The sequence below is a fragment of the Bacteroides sp. 90-K9/2 genome (assembly GCF_047310725.1).
In the GTDB taxonomy this organism is placed as follows: Bacteria; Bacteroidota; Bacteroidia; order Bacteroidales; family Bacteroidaceae; genus Bacteroides; species Bacteroides vicugnae.
This window is the reverse complement of sequence record NZ_JBCGVL010000001.1, coordinates 1,068,949-1,092,994: the sequence shown is the minus strand read 5'-3', so window position 1 is coordinate 1,092,994 and position 24,046 is coordinate 1,068,949. Positions and strand designations below refer to the sequence as shown.

At 37.1% G+C, this 24,046-nt stretch carries 15 protein-coding genes; 3 read left to right on the top strand and 12 right to left on the bottom strand.

What is annotated here, in order from left to right:
* Nucleotides 1-46: 46 nt before the first annotated feature.
* The 3 genes from AAHJ11_RS04195 to AAHJ11_RS04185 are packed head-to-tail and all read left to right on the top strand — an operon-like array spanning nucleotide 47 to nucleotide 1,945.
* Nucleotides 47-415, top strand: a complete 369-nt coding sequence (locus AAHJ11_RS04195) for a MobC family plasmid mobilization relaxosome protein (RefSeq protein WP_007845365.1) — start codon at nucleotides 47-49, stop codon at nucleotides 413-415.
* Complete coding sequence (locus tag AAHJ11_RS04190; RefSeq protein WP_035448938.1) at nucleotides 399-1,292, top strand: relaxase/mobilization nuclease domain-containing protein; 894 nt, start codon at nucleotides 399-401, stop codon at nucleotides 1,290-1,292. The genes AAHJ11_RS04195 and AAHJ11_RS04190 overlap by 17 nt, the downstream gene beginning before the upstream one ends.
* The gene (locus AAHJ11_RS04185) at nucleotides 1,292-1,945 is read left to right on the top strand and encodes a hypothetical protein (RefSeq protein WP_234069605.1); all 654 of its coding nucleotides are present in this window, start codon (nucleotides 1,292-1,294) and stop codon (nucleotides 1,943-1,945) included. Before AAHJ11_RS04190 ends, AAHJ11_RS04185 begins: the two co-directional genes overlap by 1 nt.
* 408 nt (nucleotides 1,946-2,353) lie before the next feature.
* Here the strand turns inward: AAHJ11_RS04185 and AAHJ11_RS04180 are convergent, their stop codons facing one another.
* The 12 genes from AAHJ11_RS04180 to AAHJ11_RS04125 form a co-directional block, all read right to left on the bottom strand.
* Nucleotides 2,354-2,572 (bottom strand): hypothetical protein, encoded by a 219-nt coding sequence (locus tag AAHJ11_RS04180; protein ID WP_232304507.1) that lies wholly within the window; start codon nucleotides 2,570-2,572, stop codon nucleotides 2,354-2,356.
* 23 nt (nucleotides 2,573-2,595) lie between these two features.
* Complete coding sequence (locus AAHJ11_RS04175) at nucleotides 2,596-2,889, bottom strand: hypothetical protein (protein ID WP_413579109.1); 294 nt, start codon at nucleotides 2,887-2,889, stop codon at nucleotides 2,596-2,598.
* 1 nt (nucleotide 2,890) lies between these two features.
* Entirely contained in the window at nucleotides 2,891-3,577 is a 687-nt protein-coding gene (locus tag AAHJ11_RS04170; protein ID WP_005785836.1) for a PP2C family protein-serine/threonine phosphatase, read from the bottom strand.
* Entirely contained in the window at nucleotides 3,577-9,027 is a 5,451-nt protein-coding gene (gene mads8 / locus AAHJ11_RS04165; RefSeq protein WP_413579107.1) for a methylation-associated defense system ATP-binding protein MAD8, read from the bottom strand. Before mads8 ends, AAHJ11_RS04170 begins: the two co-directional genes overlap by 1 nt.
* Nucleotides 9,027-10,589: a methylation-associated defense system protein MAD7 gene (gene mads7 / locus AAHJ11_RS04160; RefSeq protein ID WP_413579105.1), complete on the bottom strand. Its 1,563-nt coding sequence runs from the start codon at nucleotides 10,587-10,589 to the stop codon at nucleotides 9,027-9,029. The genes mads8 and mads7 overlap by 1 nt, the downstream gene beginning before the upstream one ends.
* A gap of 4 nt (nucleotides 10,590-10,593) precedes the next feature.
* Nucleotides 10,594-14,721: a methylation-associated defense system protein kinase MAD6 gene (gene mads6, locus AAHJ11_RS04155; protein WP_234069599.1), complete on the bottom strand. Its 4,128-nt coding sequence runs from the start codon at nucleotides 14,719-14,721 to the stop codon at nucleotides 10,594-10,596.
* Between the two features lie 16 nt (nucleotides 14,722-14,737).
* Nucleotides 14,738-17,473: a WG repeat-containing protein gene (locus tag AAHJ11_RS04150; RefSeq protein WP_413579104.1), complete on the bottom strand. Its 2,736-nt coding sequence runs from the start codon at nucleotides 17,471-17,473 to the stop codon at nucleotides 14,738-14,740.
* On the bottom strand, nucleotides 17,470-18,141 hold the full coding sequence (locus tag AAHJ11_RS04145) for a CpXC domain-containing protein (RefSeq protein WP_413579103.1): 672 nt from the start codon (nucleotides 18,139-18,141) through the stop codon (nucleotides 17,470-17,472). The genes AAHJ11_RS04150 and AAHJ11_RS04145 overlap by 4 nt, the downstream gene beginning before the upstream one ends.
* An 11-nt stretch (nucleotides 18,142-18,152) precedes the next feature.
* Nucleotides 18,153-20,159 carry a hypothetical protein gene (locus tag AAHJ11_RS04140; protein WP_413579101.1) on the bottom strand — a complete coding sequence of 669 codons (2,007 nt, stop codon included), beginning with the start codon at nucleotides 20,157-20,159 and terminating at the stop codon, nucleotides 18,153-18,155.
* A gap of 22 nt (nucleotides 20,160-20,181) precedes the next feature.
* Nucleotides 20,182-21,585, bottom strand: coding sequence for a methylation-associated defense system restriction endonuclease subunit S MAD5 (mads5, locus tag AAHJ11_RS04135; RefSeq protein WP_413579100.1), 1,404 nt, complete (start codon nucleotides 21,583-21,585; stop codon nucleotides 20,182-20,184).
* A complete protein-coding gene (gene mads2 / locus AAHJ11_RS04130; protein ID WP_234069590.1) occupies nucleotides 21,582-23,636 on the bottom strand; it encodes a methylation-associated defense system DNA methyltransferase MAD2 in 2,055 nt (684 codons plus the stop codon). Before mads2 ends, mads5 begins: the two co-directional genes overlap by 4 nt.
* Before the next feature lie 108 nt (nucleotides 23,637-23,744).
* Complete coding sequence (locus AAHJ11_RS04125; RefSeq protein ID WP_005785854.1) at nucleotides 23,745-23,954, bottom strand: helix-turn-helix transcriptional regulator; 210 nt, start codon at nucleotides 23,952-23,954, stop codon at nucleotides 23,745-23,747.
* Nucleotides 23,955-24,046: the final 92 nt, after the last annotated feature.

Sequence of the window (24,046 nt, the reverse complement as noted above, 5' to 3'; positions counted from 1 at the left end):
CCACTCTCAAAAAATCAATTCATGAACATTGAAAGTTAAGATAAATATGAAGGAGAAGAAACTTGGTGGTCGCCCTAAGTTGGCGAACTATCAGAAACGTACCAAATGTTTTCGGGTAATGTTTACCGAGAACGACTACATTTATATCCAATCCAAAGCGGAACAAGCAGGATTGTCTGTCAATGAATTTTGCCATCAGGCGGCAATGGATTGTCAGGTCTGTCAGCGCATCAGTCCGGAAATGGCATCGGCAATTCGCGACCTTTCCAGCATCGCCAACAATGTCAATCAGATTGCCCATCAGATGCACACTTATGGTTTGGAAGCAGTCAAACAACAATGCTTTTCAATCATATCAGAAGTCAGTAGAATTATCAACCAAGTAAAGAACAATAGCCATGATAGCAAAGATTAAAACAAGAGCAGATTTTGGAGGAATAGTGAATTACGCCAATGACCAAAAGAACAAGAAGAAGTGTGCCACACTTTTAGCACACGAAGGTGTCTGTGCCATCAGCAATAAAACCATAGCCGATTCTTTTCAGATACAAGCGTCCATGCGCCCGAAAGTAAAAAGTCCGGTGAAGCACGTATCACTTGCTTTCTCTTCGCAAGACATTAGCCGTTTTCCCGATAACGAAGAAGGAGATGCGCTTATGGTTGAGATTGCCAAGAAATGGATGGAGCAAATGGGGATTCGTAATACGCAATATATCATAGCCCGACATCACGACACGAAACATCCTCATTGTCATTTGGTGTTCAATCGGATAGACAATGATGGCAATCTTATCTCTGACAGCAATGAAAGAATACGTAATACTAAAGTATGCCGGGCTTTGACGAAAGAATATGGACTGTACTTTGCTCCTAAAAATAGCAAAGCCAGAAACAAGAGTCGTTTGCGCCCTTATCAATTACGGAAGTATAATCTACGTTCTGCAACTCTTGATGCACTGGCTGTATCTTGTTCATGGAATGATTTTCTTGGCATTCTCAAAGGTCAGGGTATAGATATGCGCTTTAATCGTACAGATAACTCTGATAAAATTCGTGGCATATCATTCTGTCAAAATGAGTATAGTATAGCCGGTTCTAAACTTGACCGTGATTTGAGCTTTAACAACCTTTGCGTTACGTTGGGCAATGTGGCATCGGAACTGATTATTCAACCTCATCAAGCCATAACCTCCGGTGGAGGTGGAGGAACAAGTAATGAACAAGGATGGCGAGACGACAAAGATAACCAAAGAAACGAACCTTTTTATAAACCCTCAAAACGTAGAAGATAATGAAAGAAGATGTAGTAGCTGCAAATCTTGCAAATTTGCGCCAAAGTATCAACGAGCTAAAAGAATGTATTGAAAAACAGAATACTACAGTTCCCAAACTAGATCAATCTGTAAAAGTGGACTTTGACGAAAAGACCATTTATAATGGAGTCGCCAAAAGTTTCTGTACTTGCTGGAACGAAGCCTTGTCTGTGGTAAAGCAACATGTCTGGAAACAACAATCGGACACATTGCCGTTTTCGCTATGGTTCCCGAAACTCATTGAATTATTCAAGCAGAAGTCTAAATTTCTTGAATATCTTTATCGGCACGTTTGTGATTATAATCTTAATCGTATGACTATTGAAGCAAATACCGACTGCATATTAAAACGGCAGGATGAAATATTTTCCAAAATCAATGAGTTGAAAATTCCAGTAACGGTTATTCCACCCAATATCAATAGGATGTTTATACGTGGGCGTCATATAAAACTTCGATATGTTGTAGCCTTTATTGTTATTATTGTTACGTGGGCTGTTGCAGCGTCGGTTAGTAGCATGAAGCATAGAGAAGAAGCCTTTGCTTATTATTCGATGTATCGGGCTGTGAAAGAGCAGCATCAGTACTTATTAGAAAAAGCAGGAATAGAGCTAAAAAGAAATACAGAATAACCATTTGTGGAGCTATTAATTTAAATACCGTCCGAAGTTGTGCCAAATCTCAGTGAAGCCATGCAAATTGAGGTAACAATCAAACAACCGTAATCAAGGATCTCGTAAATTCACAAAGTAGTCAAAAGTAAAAACTGATAGTAACAAATATATCATCAGTTCTCAATCAGCTCTCTGTTGATGATATTTTCGCAGGTCATCTTGAGTATGTTACTTCTGAAATCCTACTCTAATAAAAAAGCCTAATATCATTCGCGGGAGTGATATAGACTTAACTACTTAAAGTAAGTATAAAACAATGCTGACTTGTAAGGTCAATATAATCGGAATGCCATACTTGAATTTCTTGTGCAGAGTTCCATTATGAAATAGAAGAAGACTCCTCAAATTGGGGAGTCTTCTTCATAATTATGGGTTAACTTCTACAGATGATAGTTCACCATTTTTCTTATAATTACCTATCAGGCCATTACGATATACTTTATCTGCTATAAGTTTTTCCCCGACTTTAAGATGATGAACAAATACAACATCTCCAATTAAGAGGCTACTATTTATGGCTTTAGAAACTTTCATAGCTTTGCTTTCTTCAAATTCCACAACCCTAAACTCTATTATTCTATTCAAATATTTAATTTCAACAATATCATCTAAATCAAGTTCTTGAGGATAAATAAAATCTGAACAGTCCCCCATTCACTATCTATATTTTTTGCTTTTAGATAGGTTTCCCAATTATCAAAACCTAAATAGATTGCAATTGTATTTAGGGTATATTCACTGGCTTTTCTATCATCTTGAATATAATTAAATAGGCGTTTTAAAGTTGTAATGCCTATTGTACGTCCAGTTTCCTTATAAACATTTGATGACAGTGATTCAAAATCACCTGCTCTGTCAAGTAACAGACCAGCCTTATTGCTTATATCTTCACTGAAAACCATATTAAATTACCAATTTGATAAACGAATAATTATCACTCATATCACTTGATTTAATGTCGTAATCCTCTTTCAGACCATCAGTATAGCCAATAAGTTTTTCAATATTTAATTGTCTATGTACACCGTCTGAACACAAGATAAAAACATCATTGGGCTTGATTTTAATCTTTACGATAGATTCTAACTTAAGGTTATCTTCTCCCATGATAGATCTTGTGACAACAGATGAATACTTTCTAATATTATCCGCTGTAATGGTATTGGACCTAGCCATTTCATTTATCATAGAATGGTCCTCTGTTCTGTAAACTTCTTTACCGTTTCTAAACATATAGACTCTGCTATCACCCAACCAATCTATATACGCATATTCTTTAGTAACAACCAATAATGCTAGCACACAGCCCATTCTTTGGGCTCCAATACTCAAACGCTTTAACATTAGTTCGTCGTTAGAATAAGTAATAGCTTCATTGATGATATTTGGTATATTTGTTTGGGTATAATTGTTTTGTATATATGCCCGAATTGATTCTGCTACTGTTTTTGCTGCTTCATCTCCGGCAGAATATCCGCCCATACCATCTGTTAGAATGCAAACATATCCATCATCAGGTAGGGAACCATGACTGATATAGTCTTGGTTCTCTACTCTGCATCCTTTATTGCTATATTCGTATATTATCATTACTTAATCGCTTGTATTGTATCACCACCATGTTTTGTAACACGAGGTCTAATACTGATTTTTATAGGTCGTTGAGTTATGGCCTTGTCAGTTGCTTTGTTTGCCCAAATATAAGCTTCTCCAGAACCTAATGAAGCCATCTCCGTTGGTGTCAATGTCTGTAAAGGCGTAATAGCCTTCTGAACATGTTTAACCCATGCAGGAGAGCTAAATCTATGCATAACAACAATAGAACTCAACTCAATAATCTCGGTTGGCAAACTCATTGGATCTTGGCTTGCAATCATAACAGAAACGCCTTTGTGACGCATCTCTCTGATGGCTGTGGTAATTGAACCGACAAGTTCCCTGTTATTCATGTATTTATGTGCTTCATCGAATACAATGAATTTATTGAAAGCTCGACCATCAACTTTCATTACACTTGAGAATACGTTGAGCATAACAACAAATAAACCTAGAGCTTCATCCTTCTCAATGAACTCGTCTCGAAGATCGACTATAATCAAACGTCCAGGTCGTAAATATTGTTGCAACTTATTGCCATCTGTAATATACTCACTAGCAAAATCTAATTTCTGCTCAGCTAATGACCTTTGAGAAGAAGACATATGTGAGCTCTCAGCAACGCCTTTGCGAATATTGGCCAATGACATATCATATCTGCAAGCTTTCATGATTTGTTTAAGCTCCTTAATATATGTAGAGTCATTACCCATAGCACCTAATAAGAACATCCAATCTCTAACGGCCAACTCAGATGAATCGAAACCAATAGGATGGACATCTATACTTGGGTACTCACTCTTGCGAATTTCAACTTGGCTTGCTGGTGCAAGAAGTACGACATCATTTACCGATGATGCCTCTGCTCCATATTCTGCTTTGAGTTTTGCTAACTGACCAGCATCGTCATTTGGATAAACCATAGATGTGAACTCCGGTGCATAGTCCATACTATCACTATAATGGAAAATGATGCTAGCCATAGGAGCTGGAAGTAGATTGACTTTAGAGAACTGCTTAACTACCATTTCTGTGATAGAACCGATAGTATAACTCTTACCTGCACCTTGTACTCCAAATAAACTGATAGTATTACACTCGTTTAGGTCAATAGCAATCTTTCTATTATTGCTTAGTGCTTTACCCAAAATACCAAACTGTAATGAATCACTATTTTTACCTATGGTAACATCACATTTTGGCTCTTCATAATTAGGATCTACATCAACCTCTTGAGCATTGGATTCTTCAGGCTCTTCGATCTCAATTTCTACCACAGATGCTTCATTTGAATTTTCGTCATTATCGGATGCTGGTTGTTCTGCGTCTGAATTTTGAGAATTTTCAAATGAAACTGAAGGGATTTCTATGACTTCATTATCATCTGTTTCTTGAACCTGTTCTATTTCTTCATCATGAGAGTCGTTGTCTTCATTTTGGATAACTTCGTCCTGAAGTAGCTCACTCTTTACGTGTGGTTTTCCAAAGAGATTCAAAGTAGGCTCAAAGAAGTTTGCAAACTCATCGTGATCCATATTTTCGAGTTTCTGTGTATTGAGAGTTGCATTCTCGTCGAGAATATCCTCAATAACAGCTTGTCCCATAGTATAAATCACAGCATCTCCATAGAAATCCTTTTTCTGTCTTTCTGTCTGTAGGAAATTGAAAATTACACCTAATTGCTTGAACCTAATAGTATAACCCTCTGAAAGTTTGCTCAAGAATAATAAATATTCATGTGCAACAATAGGATCAAGCTGACCATATCTCATTGAGCGACGAATATAGAACTCAAGGAATGACTTAAACTCTAGTGTCTTTAATTCTCTATCGAGACGGTCATGGCCATCAACTGCAATTTCAAAATGGCGTCTTAATGCAATTATAGTATTTTCTATCTGACGTACGATTTTCTCATGCAGTTCATCTTCGTTATAGTATGCATTTCTACATTTGATTTCAACTACGCTAAATAGAATTTCCTTGTTCTTGACATCGATTTTTGCAACCAAATTATCGGCACGCTCTTTATTTAGAGCATCCTCGTCAGCAAATAAATCCTTGTGAAGGTCAATCGGTATTAGGAAGGACTCTTTCATTATTCCCTTTTTATCAAGGAAACGTTTGGTCAAAGTAGTTCCAATAACCTCAAAGCCCTTTCTGGATGTAGTATTAGCTTGCATAATCAGTGAACTGCTCACAGAACGTACATCTTCAAGGATCTTATTGTAATTCTTTTTATTCTCAATATCTATTCCATACTCTTTGAACAACGGTATCATGATTGCACCTATCTCACTGGTTGGCTTTGTAGTAAGATATGATGATATACCTGTTGCTTCGTCATTCGGAATGTAGTCTAGAAGGTAAGGAACATCATTTTCACCTACACATGGAAGGTCGTAAAACTCTGGTCCCATATTTTTGTCAAAAGTTACTACCCAGTCACTAGTATCGTGAATAAATGACAATAACATCATGTCGTTATCCTTGAGCCTTAACGTTGTGGCTGGAACCGATTCTTCCAATGTAGATGACAACATTCTACCTATAACTTCTTGTAGTCTGGCAAAGATGCTAACCTCAATATTCGCAGCTTCAGACACAGGATTTGGTAATGTCTTGTTTGAATAATATCTATTCCACACAAATGACTTACCTTCTTCACTTGCTCTGACAAGGTTTCTACAGATAGTTCCGTTTAAGTGGAATGAACGATTCAACTCATCAGGACGCACTAATTCTGTATGAACAGCAAATGGATTTACAAGGAACGATATGTGTGCCTGGTACTTATTGTGGTTGTTAATGAAATCACTTATTCTATTCAGTGAGAATCTTAACTTAGGGAACAATCTATTCGAAGAAGCTTGAGCAAAGATTTCTGCTTCTGTGGCAACGACAGACGCTTCAGGATCGAGCAATTCTTTTAAAGCTTCTCCCGACTGCAACATATTATTGTCTGTAAATAATCTTACTTCATAGGTCAGATTATTTCCAATACCATGTTTCTCCAATAGTGTAAGTGCCTTTGCAAACACTGACGCATCACCAGCATTGAACAAATTAATAACCAATTTATCAGTATATGGATGAGAAAGTCCATAGTTGATTAGATGTCGGGTCACTAACTCCAAATTCACATCGCTGTCAATACGTTTATCCTTAGTGATATTAAGCAACATGGCTGCATATGACTTCAATTGACGATAACTAGAAGCGAATGCTTCCTCATCTTCAAAATGAGGTTGAGCATACACACCCCAACCAAAGGTAAGTTCACCTATGTATTGATATGCTTCTGCCATTGAATTTTCACACAACACCAGAGGAGCTATATCCATAGGAAGCTGACCTTGGAAAAGTTTGTCTAATTTTCTGTACCATGCTTTACGATATTTAGGATTGGCTTCAGTCTTTTCTTCCCAATCCTTGTAAAGCTCGTACTGGTTCATCATCCACGAAAGGCGTAATGGATGTAATGGTGTAATAAGTCTGATATTGGTAGTGTTGCCATCAGGCATCTCAACTGTCAACAGAACTGTATCCAAATTCTGAATGGTCAATACATCATTCTCGTCCAGTTCACTTTCCAGTAATGCTCTCAACCAATTATCATATTCAAAGAGATAGTCTTTGACCAGTTTGATATTGCTTGAAAAATCCAATGTGCATGTTAAACCGGTATCACCCAATGCTGATTCCTTAATAACATTGAATAGATTCTGACGTAATAACAATAACTCTTCAGAAATCGCAAGATTAGATGCTACTACGAAATTAGGACTTTCGATAGCAGTATCACGAGGGTTTAACAATTTAGTATCAGTAGGATTTGCACTAAGCAAAGCTTCTGCATATCCTAAACGATTGCCTTTGTTCAAGAATACCTGTTCCAACTGAATAAGTTTCTTGGGCAACTGAATTTGATAAGCATAAGCAGCTCCAAAATCAAACTGATATGTATTGTTTAATGTTCCTTCTTCCCATTTATTTCTATCTGTGCTAATGTCAAAGTCTAAAGACTCATTCTTCGCCAAATGTACAGAGCGATAATGAATTACTGCTTGTGTAAAACTGTTCACTTTTGCTCGTTTATCTGGTGCGGTGTCTGTTGTATCATCGTCATCTTCAGTAATTGTAAAGGCTTCACTTTCATTACAGTAGGCAACATGGTTTTCCAAACGGTATTGCTCTATCTGAAGATTAGGGTCTTTTTCTTTCGCATCCAGCCATGCTGCTTGAACTCTTTCTTCTTTGAACTCTTTCTTCGAGTCCAACAATATTCCATTCTCATCTAGAGCACGTACACGCAACATGTAAACACCTTCATCAAACATTTCTGATTGGATGTTTACAGATAGCTTTCTATGAGCTTTTTTATTTGTTCCAACAAGAGCCTTCTTGATAACTCCAACTTCTGAGAAATCTTCAATGTTTATGAGAGCAATCTCAAAAGCATATATGCTTGGATTGTCCTTAGGAGAAGGGTCTGTTGTTATGGTAAATGGTATCTTGCTCTTTTTATCTTTAATGGTATTAAGAACCCAATTACCTTCATTGTCTTTAACGATTCCTTTTTTGGCTTCCTTTTCAGAAACTAGGTTAACTTCAATCTTAACTGGGCCACTATCCGATATTATCCATGGTATAGAGGCATAGTTAAACTCTGGATGATCGTTGTGTATACACTCAAATAGAGCATACTTATCCTCTAATGAGATTTCTCTTAAAAGAAAGTCCATTAGGTTCTTTTGAATAGTATTCTTTTCGATAGGAAGACTAATTACTCTATCAGCAGCTGTCATCGTAAAATCAGAAATAACAGCAGACACCTTCTCAAGATTGATAAGGAATCTTCGTCTGATAGAAGCATCCTCTTTAATTAGTTCTCTATCGGGCAATAAACCGAAAATATACAAACCATTTCCCCAGCTTTCATCTGAATAGTGGTTCAGTTCCAAATACAATATGTAGTTGATCAAAGTCGTATATGAAAGACGCACCTCTTTGAGTAACTCAAAAATCTGCTTCCATAAATATGCCTTATCATTCGGAATATCCTCAATCAACTTGTACAAGAAAGATGCTTGCAAATCAATCGTTGAGAGATTCTGGAATGTTGCATCACCATATGAATCTTCAGCTGACGTTCTACTATTAGAAGGAACTAAAATGAGTACAGCATAGTTCGGGTTGTTGCGTAACTCAATCAACTTTGTTGCATGGATATACTCATCACCCTTCTCCGTCTCTGAAAGAATGAAGACTTTAACCACATCGTTTATTGTCCGAAGTAATGGCAATAAAGATCGTAGTTCTTTCATCGCAAGACCTGTAATTTTCATACAGTGTCCCGGCTTTGCCTGCATAATTGTTTTGCGATAACTCTCAATCACATGTTGCAGGAACTGCTCGAAATATAAAGATTTAATGTTTTCCATTATTCATCCAATTTATAACGTGGTCTGATTTTCTGTAAAATGCAAGCATCACTCATATCTGTGTAGAAACCGATCTGTCTGAGCTTATTCTTGAAGGCATCCATGTTTACCTTGAATGCGGCATTCATTTCCACATCAGCATCGGCAAATCGTTTTTCATGTACGCCATTAATGATCAGACCATATCTGTTACTAATTTCTGAAGCCAAATCTTCTATAGACAAAGAATGAGTTTCATAACTTCCATCTTCCTTCTGTCTCAATACAAGCAACTGTACTAATGTTTCCAACAATTTAGAACCGAGTACACCTCTACGAGGATGTCTGCGACTTCTACTGTCAGCAAGCAACATCGAAGGCGAATTTTTCATTGACACGCAGTCAATAAACGCTGGGAAATATTTGTATACACGATTTGCTACAATAGACTTCTCATATACATGAATCAGTTTATTGAAGTAATCCTCCTCAGGGAAAAGAGAAAGCATCTCAGCAAAATCCAATTTATCAAATTCCTTCTCATCCTTTCCTGGTAATGTATTTTCTATAACCTCCAGTTTTACTCTATAGTATGCATCAGAATTATTGTTCTCCTCTTTCAATACTCTCAAAGCTTCATCGATGTTACATCTCTTGTATTGCTGTACTGCATGAAGCATGAATGTAGAACGGATGTACTTGTTTACAGCATTCTCAATACGTTCAATGTCCTTACAAGCATAGTATGAGACAGGGCTATCCAAGTTCTCTGTTAAATCAACAACCATTGACCAGTCGTCATTTATATCACGAGTACCAGCTTCCACCATCTTTGGAAGAAGATATACAACCTTCATTGTATATATCGCCAAATGGAATCCACAAAGTATTCTCAGATAGTCTATGAATACAGTTCTTGGAATCTTATTCTTGTAAAGAAGAAGTCTTTTAATGTCGTCATTGAACAACTCCGCCTGTTTCACAAGGAATGGCTTAGGAATTTCAACCACCTCACGATTAAGATTTTTTCGTTCCTTAAGCGGACGTGTAATACGCAATATACCTGTAGTGTCAACATCCAGTTCTTCGCCAATAACCAATTCACCAGAATGCTTGTCAAAGCCTTTGCTAAGGAATTTACTTAATCCTTCCATGATTTCAGGATTATGTCTGAGCATCAAATATAATTGGTCTGATGTACGATAATCACGACAATATTTGCTATTAAGTACTCTGAAACTCAATAGATGCAAAGGCTTAAGTGAAGAAACGTGCTCCTTGATGACATTTCCTCTATTGGCAAATTCCAATAATGAACTACGTAACCAATCTTCTACACCTTCGGGGTTATCAGTGGCACCAATTACTTCATTCTGCTTCTCCAATTCAGCTAAAATCTGTTTCAGAGAATTCATTGTAAACTCCTTTTTGAATGCCGATGTTACAGAGTAGCCATCTGCATACATCTTTATGAATAGATTGGTTAGAACACGGTCCAACTTGACTGTCTTAAAGTCAATGAAAAGTATATCTTTATTAAAGAACGCAGGTATACCAGCTTCTTTTTTTAATTTGAGTATCATACCTTTATTCTGTTAATTTAAGTGGTTCAATAACAATTCGCTTATTCTCATCAATGCGAATAATCGTGAATTTACGATTATTCTTGGTTACAAGAACTTCTGTGTAAGTTTTTGCTTCGAGCAGGTTCTTAAATATTTGCAACTCAATGAAACGACCTCGTAAGTCATTAATAGAAGGACTATAACCTTGGTGTATATAACGCAACATCTCGAACAAATCCAAACTTACTGTCAATTGAATGAATTTATCGGTCTTATGACGGAATATGAGGCTATCACTCTCGTATTCTATGTATTTGGTAAGGTGATCTGTCTTGTTTACAAATAACTCAAATTCATCTAATGAGAATCTTCTATAGCTTTTCGATATCGGGTCAGCAACATTCGAGCTGGACAATAACAGATATCCATCTACAAGTTGTTTGTTGGTACATCCTTCACTTGCTGAGATAGCAATTGCTAACTCCTGCATGGTTTCTTCAAGGTTACTCTCGTTTCTTAGTTTCTCTTCAAACTCGCTAGCAAAACGATATGGCAATCTACGCTTAAACTCAAACATACCTTCGAAATACTGGTGACGGATGTATGATTTATGACGAGTAGTCACTTGCATTCTAATGTCTTCACCCTTTATTTCATAAGCAGGGATAATCACATTCGCCTCATTGAAATCTTTGAGGAGCGAACGTTTTCTATCACTGAAAATAAGGTATGATTCTGGCTTTTTAGTGGTATAATATAAGTCTCTATCAAACGCAGGGAGGGCGACACCAGCAACATCAGTTTCTCTAAGCATCTTAATCAATCTATCAGAAGACTCAAGAGATGGCAGATTAAACGACTCTTTTGCTGGCCAGATTTCTGGTGCAGTAAGGTTAAAGTAATAGTACTGCCATAAGAATTCAGATATATTCTCAGACTGTACGTACTCAACCAATTGCTTTACTTCGTTACATGAGTAATCCCTTGTGAGCATCCAAGCTATCATAGAACGCAAGTCTCTCATCGTAATATGAAGTTCACGTTTGTATATGATAGTGCGGATCAACCATTCTAGACGATTGATAACCTCTTCTCCAGCACTGGAATCTTGGAATGTATCTACGTTATATTTGATGAAACATCTGTCTGCAATCGGACATCCTTCACATTTAGTCCACAGTTCGGGTCTTGTAAGTTTCTTAACTTGCTGAGCCAACAAACTTGGACTGTTATTATCACCTCTAGCCGTAACAGAACGGAGATTAAGATTGATAACAAGCAATCCAGGCATCAGTTCTGTATGTCCCTCTTTGTAGAAATACTCTTCAATATTATCCTGAAGTTTACGCAATTCTGGTCGTGTTGTCAAGAAGTCAACCAATCGGCCTTCGTTGATTGCAATAACACGTCCTTCTGTTGCATTATTGTAATTCTCAAGGCCAAAGAACGGACTAAGGAAATCTGTCAAAACATCATCGTTTGCCTTTTCATCTTCATCCTGAGAACCATCGTAATTGGTTTGGAATTTTACGCCTGAAATATCAAATGATGAACCATTGTTAGATTCGAACGTGACCTTGTTCTCACCGATATTCTCAATTCGATGAATAAAGGCAGTTTTACCATCACCAGCATTACCAGTAATGATAATAAGTTTATACTTGAGTTGTCTGATATCCGAAAGTAGTTCCTTATCTAACTTCGTCTCTGTATAGGTCAAAGCGTCGAATACATGGGAATGAGAACCAGCACGGGTACCTCTGTTTCCATGACGGCTTTGACTGTACAGCGAATTGATATAGTCAACAGGATTATCAATATTGTTTGGGTCATCAAGAATAATAACCTTTGTTGTATCCTTAAGTATTCCGTCTAATCCTATCTTCTCAAGTGCGGCTAACATTTCTTTAGCTGTTCCGAAACGCTTTGTCTTATCTGTAATGATGGACTTCATTACAAATTCCGCAAACTCATCCGTCAACTTTTCATTGTACTGTTGGATAGGAGTAGGCTCCATATGTATGTTTGGACGTAGCTGAGAACCTGGCCATGGATAAGCATGTGTCAACAGTTGGTACAGTGTTACACCCAATGCAAATGTATCGGCAGAACAGTCCCAATCAATCTTATTTCCTGAAACAACCAAGTCAGGAGCCATATATGGCAAAGTGCCTCCAAATGAATGATCATCAGTTGTAGTGGAGATATTAAAGTCTATAAGCTTGTACAACTGGCGTTTATGCCACATAATGTTGCTTGGCTTAATATCTCTATGGTATACTGGTGGATCCTTCTTTTGCATATATACAAGAGCACTCAATATCTGCGTTGTCATTTTGTATATCTCATCTATAGGCAAACGCAAATCTCCACTTATATAGTTATGCAGATTGTCTCCCTCAAGCAGTTCCATCAATGTATAGAATAAGCCACCAGGCATAGTTCTATCGTTGTGTTTGAACTCAACAATATTGGGATGAGACAATTCTTTTAGAGCATTGAACTCATTTAATGCGTTATCTATGGAAGCGTCTTTCTCAAATATCTTAATGGCAAGGTACTGTTTCTGCATATCGTGCCAAACCTTAAAGACACGACCAAAACCACCACGGCCCAATATGTCATGAAGCGTCATACTTGGTGACACTTTCATTCCCGGCTTCATATCCTTGAGATATAAAGTCTGTTCAGAGTCTGGAGTACTTGACAAATGAGAAATAGTATGATAAGCCGCCTGTTCTTTCTCAAGTTCAGTGGTTATGAAGTTGATAACATCATCTACAGAATCCCATCGCTCGTCCAATTCTCCAACAATAGTCTTCTTGACGACTTCGTCCATCCACTTTGGCAGATCCTTAGCTACCTTGCAAGGCAATGAATCTTCAGGGAGTTTGCCACTCATGCCAAGAGTAAATGTCATTGCACTATCGAATGGGAGTTTGCCAGTCATTAACTCATAGAAAATGACACCAAGTGAGAATATATCACTGCTTGAACAAACATCTCCATCAATAACTTCAGGAGCTGTATATGGTGAAGTATTATCGGAATTTCTGTTAACTGTAAAACTTAGATCTGTATGTTCAATGAACCACGCCATACCAAAGTTGGCAAGTGCAGCCTTGCCTCCTTCGTACACGTAGATGTTCTCTGGGCATACATCTCTATGGTAAACACTTTCTTTGTGGGCCTCTTTTAAGGCTTTAGCAACATCAAGGATAATGTTTATCTTATCAGTCTGCTTGAATGTCTTTAATCGCAGTTTAGAACGGAGCGTACTTTCATCTTGATATCTACTAATCTCATAATAGTACGTTTGCTCTTCGTTCAAACGACAGTCTGTTTGAACGATATATGGAGAAATACCAATCTTCTGTTGAGCGATAGCGGCATTCTGAACCTGAAGTCTGAGCTTGTTAAGCTCGGTTGGACTCTTGCCAGCAACATCCAATGGATATTCACGAATCTTATATTTTGCTGTTGCAATCAGTTTTGGCTCGCACAAGAATTCTGTAAACTCTTCGGTTTCTTGTAGCTTTTCAATAATCTTATAATTGAATAGCTCTGTGCGTGCAGCTCTTATGCCAGCAACTGATTGACCTGTTAAATAGTCTGCAACCTTCTCCTGAACATCCGAAATTTGATATTGTCTTCTGCCTAACATGTCATAGTTAGTCAAGAAGTCTATCAATTCATTTCCAAGTGTATATGTTTGCTTGTAACATTCACACTGTGGATCTAAACCAAACTTAGACTGTTGTGGGTTACTTAAGGTAATTAAAGTAAATATTTGGCCGAATCTCCAATCTGGATGAGCATTCTTAATCTTTGATGCCAATATACGTGTCTTAAGTCCGGCAGTTTTATGAGGGTTTGCCACCTCTTGTCCACTACGGAACCAAGCAAAATCATCACCTTCAAGATTACCACCCCAATCCTTATTCTCTATGTGGAATATGGCATGAGGAGCTATTACGATACAATCGTACTCCCAATATTTCATCACATTGTTCGGTCCTGAAATGGGTAAATTTACATTCGGGACAATGTAATAGTTTTCTGGCAGCTTTAAGCTTAAATAATCAAGTAAACGCTGTTCACCTGCATTTACCGGACCATCGTCGTGAAGTGGACATTTAATCTTAGCCATATATATAGGTTTAATTTTAATTCAGGATTTCTTTTAATTTCTCTATAATCTGTTCACTTCTTTTGGGAATAGCTTCCTCGCAGAATGAACAGTATTTATCGAATGCTTCAAAATAATCTTCTCTCGTTATACCTTTCATTGAGCACCACACCTGATTGAAGATTGGTTTTGGTTCCATCGCACCATTCGTATAGTCCTCCAACATCATCATTTTTATGAACTTTCTCCAGCCATTCAAACCTTCATATTCAGTCATCATCTTACGGTTCTTGAAGAGTATTCCTTTCATATTAAGGTCTACTTTGGATACTCCAACAAAGACATCATACATTGATTTAAGGAATTTATCCACATATCCTTTGTTTTTTGAATCATCCAGATAACTGCTGAATGAAGCCTTGTTAGGAAGTACCCACATATTACCGATTGAATATATGAGATGAGCCACATTCAAAGCTCTTTCATGTTGCTCTACAGTAGGGGAGAAGTTCTGTAACCCCTTAAAGTATTGGTCAAGTATATTTGCACCAAACAATCTTTGATAGTGATTTATAGGACTGCACCAATATTCATACTTTTCTATTGCATTGACAGATAGATTAGGCCACGTGTCAGCAAATGCCAACGCCATAATCGCTCTCACAATAGGAGCTCTTTCTATAGAACAGTCACCATATTTAGAATCATCTCTGAGTTTAGACAAATCATAAGTGCGAAGATTGTCTATATTTCCATCAAGTTTTTCCTTAATGAAATCATTCAGCAATCCAACAGCAAAAGTGTCTGCTGTTTTCTCCTTTGTCTCTTTTTCTTTCTTCTTTCTGAAGCTTTCTAATTCTTCGTAACGAGATGGTTCGTAAAGATCTGTTTTGTGATATTCGCAATTACCCTTGAGGTATCTGTTTCTGAACGAATTGATGAACAAACGTCCACAACCTTCACCATTACCACAGATGCCTTTGGCATAGATGCAATCCTCACATACTCTGCCTACGATTCCTGTAAATGGGAAGTTATCCTCTTCAACTATAAAATCCTTTATATCCTTGTCGTCGGATAACTTATGTACAATATTGCAGATGAAAGCTAGTTCTCCATCGACTGGTTCTTCCATAGGATATGGTGACACTGGCCAGAAGTCTGGGTCTAAACCTATCGGATGGTGCATACGATTTACAAAGTCTTGATCTAAAGAGCGTGGGTGAATATCCATCTTTAGTTTTTCGTCAAGACTCTTTCGTGCCATTTCAATAAGTGAACCTTCTTGACCTGTTGCTTCATTGATGAAGTTGATTGCTGTTTCATCTCGTCCAAGGAAGAGTGCAGCAGCTGGTGGAATATGCAAGAGAAAGACTTGTCTATATCCATCCTTCTCGTAAACATCCATCACCTTGAAGTAGCTATTGAAGGGGAAAGTACATAAATTCCATTCCTTTACATTAGGATTAGCTTTTACCAAATCCTCAATTTCAAAGAAATGTGCAGCATGTGCACTTGCTATTATAAAACGAGTCCTGTGAGCTGGTTTCCATAATTGGGTTGTTGCGTCCAATAGGAATCCGGCACGCAAGACATCTCCTACATGATAAGTAGTTTCTATTATTACACGAGCATCAGTATCTCTGTAGTAGAACTGAAGACCTGGCAATGTCCAGTTTGCGAATTTTTCAAAAAGGTCTGGCCAATTAATCTTCTTTCTCAGAGGCAAATGTGAATGAGCTGGGTCATAAATACTTCCGTCTAATGTAAGTATATATGGCTTTTCATCTATCTCTGCATATATGCCTAGACCATCTTCACACCATTGAGTTCTTTCAAATATCATTGGGAACACAATGATGCCTGATACATGAGCGACACCTTGTATGTATCTTGTTTTAGGGTTGGTCTTGGACTTACGGATGGTGTTGCCAAAAATGAAAAAGCCATGTTGTACCTTGAACACATCGTTATACCATTGTTCAAGCACAACAGAGCCATCTGGACGGAGTATGTTCTTTTTGGCACCTTGTTCTGCCTTGTAATATCCTTCGCCCCATTCTTCAACAAACGAATAGTTAAATTCGCCAATATGGTTTCCATTGTCATCAATCAATCCCCACTTCCCATTTTGGTGAGCAACTGCAACATTGTTGTGAAAAGCATAAATGCTACGATATTGCATGCTTGAGGAAATTAGGATATCGCCTTTTCTGTTGATAATGGTAGCGTAATAATTATCATCTTCATTGTGATACGAAACTAGGTAATGACCTTCGCCCATTGGTTGGATATACTTGTGTTGGAAATCCATTAGTACATTACCATGTAAATCAATGATGCCACAACGGCCATTGATGGCAGCTGTAGCTTCACCTTCATGCACCTCAGAAATGTAGTTGTACCCTTTGTTTCTATCGCATAAGATATTACCATTCGCATCAAGAATTGCATATGTCATTCTTGTATCTGCATATTCGACTCTTGTGTTAAGATAATCTTCAGATACATAGATACCTGCTTTGTAAAGATGTGCTCCTATATACGATATGCGGTCATATATGAATGGACAAATTGCTACACCATCTAGATTTGTTAAAGTCCATTTGCCACCTTTAAGTACTATGGCAACTTCTTCACCTTCTCTTTCACGAATCTCCTCGTATTGCAAGGAAGGAGAGATTACAACATTATCGTCATAGTCTTTTACTCCAACATATCCATGTTCCCAGAACTGGACTCTGCCATTATATGTTTTCTTTTCCTCGCTCATACATTATTCTTTTTAAATTGTTGAGCCATCCAATCTCGATCTACACAAGCACATCCTTCGACCTTCATTCTTGGGTCAATTTCACAAGCAAGGCAATGCTCATAGTAGTTGTCCATGGCAAAGCGTACAGTCATTAGCTCTTCAGTTTCTTTGTCCTCATAAAAGTAGTAGATAGCACCATGTTCAAATCCTTCGCTTAGTTCATCAACCTTTGCAAAGTAAAGTTCATATCCATTTTGAGCTATCTCAGGCATTATGACATGGCTAATCATATACTTTTGACGTTCAATGGCAACATCATTTAGACCATGTTCAAGAATGACAATTTTCTCCTTGAGTTGCATCAAGCCGAAAACCATACGGAACGTATAGTCACCTTTCATCATAGACTTTGGTACTTCCATATCCATAAGTTTATAATCGAAATCGTCTTCTTTGAAGAAACTGAAGAACAACATGAATTGATTCTTCATGTCATGGTAAAGAGTGTCCAAAGGAATGCCTGTCACATGCTCACAATGAGGGCAGTGATACATGAATAGTTCCTCATTGAAAATCTTTTCTCTGAGTTCTGGATCCAAATCCACATTTACACTGTCCCAAATCTCAAATTCACCTTTGCGGTGGCAGTTTGGACATTCTATAGTTTCTCTCTTTACTTGTGACATAGAAGTATGTTCTAATTTAATTCATCATTTTCTAGAGCTTTATTTAATTCAATTTCAGTTTGCTCTCTTATATATTTTTTCTTGTTTTTGAATATTCCTTTAACGTTGAAAAATCCAAAGAAACCCAAGGCTAATTCAATAGCAAGGCTTGTAACAATGCTAATTAGAAAAGCAATAGATTGGCTGTTAGTGTCCTCGAAATTATTCTTTATCCAGGAATAGATTAAGAAAAACATGACACCTATGGATATTATCCCACCAATAAATAAAGCAATTCTTCCCCAAAAACGTTTTCTGTATTTAGAAATTACTTGAGTTTCTATAGTTTTACGTAACACCTTATATGTGGCGTCTCCTCTATTTTTTTGTCTTTGTGTTTCTTTCTTTGATGCTGAAAGTTGCTCTTTAGCTTCATTTAAGTCATCATGAACTTGTAGCTTACCTCTTGTTATTGCTCTTTCAAGTTCTACTTTCAATTTATCTTCAGATTCTCCTTTAAGTCTCTTAGAATTGATTTCTTGTACAATCACTTTCTTTTGTTCTTCAGGGAGTAACGCAATTTGCTGATTCATTTCATATATTGCGTATAGATCCTCCTGAACAAAAGTGTCTTTCAGAGGCTGAAAACCGTTCTGGATTATTGACGCAAATAAAGGCATATAATCATCTGCATCAAAAGAGTCTCCACCATTATTAAGAGCTAAGACGTTAATCAGTGTTTCAACCCTTAAGGCTAATGGTAATCCACTTACAGTTGGTTTATTTTTTGAATAGTTATTTACTGAAATCTCTTCCGATAAAATAAACCATTTGTCATCGTTTCTTAAGAATTCAGCTCCTGCAATTAAACCAACATCATGCGTTAGTGCAGAAGTCCTTTTATCACGTCCTGTTGCGGATTTATAAACGTTGTTTAACTCTGCTATTTTATGCTCTGATTTTTGAGCCTTTTCTATCGCTTCTAATAATGTCTTGCTATCATCAATTTCAGCTATCTTTAGAGTCTCGTTTAGATGTTCTGGAAGTTCTCGTAAACAATCAAAGTATCTAACGAAATCTTCACTAGTTCTACAATGTAGAGCTATAGCACTTTGAGTAAAATCATCATTGGCATTAGATGTCAAATCTAATCCAAACTTTTCAAGATTATTGAGTGTTAAACATCTTTGATGTTCAATTTTGTGCTGGAATTCTTGCTTAGTAATGTATAAAACTCCTAACTCAATTCTCAGAGTACTGAAAGTATTTTCTAGAGAAATTAGTGCATTATGAAATTTACTCGCATCTAACTTAATGAACATAAGAATGTTGGTATCCAATAGACATTTCGAGCCTTTGAACACATCTAAAGTAAGTGCATCTATTCCTGTTGTGTTACTTATCAATTTTGCGGAAAATGCAGACGTGCCATATTCCCATAGATAGGCTGTTACATCAGAATCTTTAGAGCCAAGAAACTTAAAGAATAGTTTAGGAAGAATTTCATAATCTTTTTTGTCAACACCCTTAATATTTCTTGTTCTTCTTTCAACCATATCTTTTATGCTGTCCTTACTATGAATTACAGCATCTTTGGTTTTCAATAAGTCTGAAATCCATTCGTCAGAAAAGAACTGAAAGAAGTGAAGCGTTACATCTTGAAACCATTGTCTTATTACTTCTTTTTCTGTGTGTACTTCAAAGAAATATCGTGCAAGAATTGCGTTAGTCCGATTAGCAGAATCCTCACAACATTTGCATATCTGTTTTCGTCTTGAAGGTGATAAATAATACTCGTTCTTTGAACTAATTTGTATCTCAGAGTTTTTACAAAGGTTTTCAATAAGCTCTGTGATTATTTGCTCATCTACACATTTACGGTTTGTAAATGCCTTATATGAAGCTATTATATCCTTAAGTGACATTCGTTTTTCACTTGAGTATATAATCTTAACTAAAATTTGAGCAATAGCACTCTTTGTCAGAGTTTGCGTCTCTGATTTCACTTTGAGATATATAGTACTTAGAACTTTATCCATATACGGCTTTATCTACATTAAATTACTTATTCCAATGTTCAATTTCATTCTCAATCATTCCTATAGCCTGTTTAACTAAGCAATTTGCTTTGTATCTTTTGGTATAAGCATCGGTTACTATATCATGAATTTCTTTCATCTTATTAGACTCTATAATAGGCACAGGTATTTCTAAAAGTAATCGAGGAATAGGACGACATAATTTCGTACCTGTTTGAAGATTTCTTATGAATCTAAATCCATAATCAGATGATAGCCATGTATAAAGATAACCCGAAGGTATTTCTTCTATAGTTTTCATTCTGATAAATTCACCAGATACAAGTTGATTAACCAAATCTTCATTAGCATATATGCACCTGCAGAAAGTTTCATTTTCTCCTAATGTACCTACGCCAGCAATTAATACCTCTCCATATTCTACAAGATTCGATAACTTTACATTGCGTTTAGAAATGTGCTTTCCTCTGATAATTGTATCAAATATGTCAGACTGGTTGATAAGCATGATGCCTTTATCTTCTTTTACTTCTATCCTAGGAAACGAACCTGTGGAGAATACATCACCATTAATAATTAAATCTTTTAATGGTCTTGTGAGACATGTAATCTTATCCTTTGTATTTTTTATTCTTTCAGAATGATTAAATGCGTTTATTGTTGTAGAATCAATATCCTTACGACTCTTTACAAAACATGAAACTTGCCGTTCATATGAACGAGGACCATAATAATCATAATCTGCTTCTGTTAAATCTGATAACGAAGCGTAATGTTTTAATAATTTCGATGCATCTTCAAGTGCTTCTGTTGCTTCTTCTCTTAGGCGAGCTGATTCTTGAATCAAATCATCAACTTCCTTTTGGAAAGCTTCAGGGAAATCTGGTATTGGTAATTCTCCAACCATTGCATCCGTTATAAACGGCTGTACGCCTCCTGTAGCGTGCTTCCAAAACGATAAGTTGCCTATCTTTGATGCAAGATAAGCATAAATGAATCCATTACGTTCTTCAGGCTTAACACAGATGCGTATGATATTATCAGATCCCATTGCATTATATGCCTCTAAATACCCTGGAACAAAAGCGGTTTGACCTATCGCGCCAACTCTTCCTGTAAGAATCATTCCCTTTCTAAGAATAGCTTTCTCATCAAAACCGTATTTTTTAGAACTGTATTTACATGACGCTAGAGGGTCTGCTGCAACTACGTCTGAATTGCTTAGAAATGGATAACCAAATTCCTTTGTTGTATATACACGTTTATTTCTGCCAGAAGTGAATATTTCAGTGCAATAGTCTTTAAGCTTGAACGAAGAATGTCTTTCAATAACAGAAGAGTATATATTTACTTCTGCATTATGATAGCTTCCGTCAAACCTTTTGCTTAAAAGGACTTCTTGGCTATTTATAACTCGACATTTCATAATTTATCAAACCTAAATTTTCTATATTCTTCTGCAACCTTTGGTAGGTCATCAGCTAATCTCTTTATACGTTCGTTGCGTGAGCGAACTACCTCACGTCCGAACTCATTATATGCCAACCATCGTTTTACATGAGGGAATAAGATTTCAGCCCCGTCTTCGTCTCTTTCATAGACAGGAACACCTCTACGATCTTTGCCCACTTGTTCAACGATTGCCATAAATACATCATAATCCTCACTCTCAATAGGAATCAACATTTCTTCATCTGTTTTCTTTTGGAGGAAAAGCAGTGATGCCTGTACACCAACTTGAGGTAAGAAGGTTTCTACTGGTAGGTCAACACTAGCAATCAGTTTGAAATGCTTGAGAATCCACAGACGTACTTCTTCTGTATTAGGATTGCCCAAGATACCATCAGGAAGAACGATTGCCATCTTACCACCAGGCTTTAAGAAGTTGTAGCAGGCTTCGATGAAGAGAACTTCAGGAGCCTTGCTATTCAACTCATATCGCTTGGCAATTTCAATATCTACCTCAACCTTGGCTCCGAAAGGTGGGTTAGTGAAAATCATATCGAACTTACCTTGAGCATTATTTTCTGCTGTAGTAAACTTGAAATCTTTATCAGCACTCTGCTTGATACTCTTGTTCACTGCTTCTGCAATTAATGGTATATCTGGTTTAGCACCATAAGGATAATCAAGCGAGTTGATATTGTATATGTTTGAATGACCATCACCAGCCATCACCATGTTCATACGTGCTGCTTTCTTGAGGTCTGGGTCAAAGTCGAAACCAAATATCATCTTCTCTGCATACTCACGTACACAGTCATCAACCTCAGGTGAGTTTAGCTTGGCTTCAAGATGCAAATCATCCAAATCGCCATACATTCTTCTGGCGATTTTATGTCTTACATGATCAAGAACCATAACCAAGAATCCACCAGAACCACATGCTGGGTCAAGAACACGGCAATTCTCATCTGGGTCGAGAATTTCAACCATACACTTGATGATGTTTCTTGGTGTGAAGAACTGACCAGCCTCTTGCTTAAGAGTATTACTTACAATGGTTTCGTAAGCTGTACCCTTTACATCTACAGTAGCATCGAGGAATGAGTATTTTGCCAATTCACTGGCAACGTATGCCAAACCTCTATCAGAAAGCATAATTTGTTCATTGCCATCAAATACATCCTTGAATACGCTGCTTTCCTTAAGGTCTTCGAATATACCCTTGATTCGTTCTGCTACAGCCTTTCTTCCTTCTTCTGTGTTTTGCTCTTTAACACCAACCCAGAAGCGACGACGATAGCTTATTCCAGCCTTAGCATCAGAGAATCTACGTTTTTCATCATAAAGTTTACAGAAAATGAGATTAAGAAGTTCCCAGAAGGCAGTCTTCTTCATACCCTCATTTCCGTAGATATAGTCATGGCAGCGTTTGAAGGTCTTTACCAAAGATTCATTTGCCGGCTTACGAGGCATTGCACGTTCACCTTGTGCTTCGAGGTCTTCCAAGGTTTGACCATTAGCAGGAAAGTCTGAGATAGATTCAATAGTTGTCTGACCAAATGCATCTTCAGAAGAGTACTGATATTGTAAGTCTTCTCCATTTGTCCAGCAGCCAAATTGACAATCTGTGAAGCATAGTATGCCTTCAAGGGATGCTGATACACCATTCTTCTTATCTTCTGGCTTTACCTTTGCATCTTTGGCTACGATAATGACTCTAACTAAATTAGCCACATCGTGAGCACGTCCTTCCTCAAAGATAGCCAAATCTACCTTTTGATTCTTTGTCTTACCCTCATCTACATCTTCATACTTAACTTTGAAGTCTCTCTCCATATCAGAAGGGGCAAAGTCATATTCTTCAGTCATCATGTTAATCATTGACTGAAGAGTTAGCTCCTTGTCTGTTGCCTTGACAACTCTGTTAGTAAGAGAGCATATAATTTCATTCTCACCAAGCACTACTTCACTGAGGTTTGCCTGTTCATTGTTGAATTGGTCTGCCATAACTTGCAAAAGTAATTGGTTCATTTTATATACGCACATCCATTTTAGTCCATCTATCGGCCATGTATTCCGAACTCGCAATTATATGAGTACTTTTGCATTAGAATTAAAACTATAGGATATGCGGGTAATCTATTCATTCTGTGAGTTGAGTAAGTCTTTTACATCAACTTCAAGACATTTGGCTATTTGCCTTAACGTTTCAAGTGAAGGTTGTGCTGTATTGGTACACCACTTGGAAACTGTTGCTGGATCTTTGTCTAAAGCTTCAGCTAACCATTTTCCAGTCCGCTTCTTTTCTACAAGTACAACTTTAATTCTGTTAATGTCTTTATTATCCATGTTTTTTCAGTTTTATTAATGCAAAAATAGATGAAATTATAAAATAATCATCGAAAATCCAACAAATAATTTGCTTTTTATGCAAATTATTC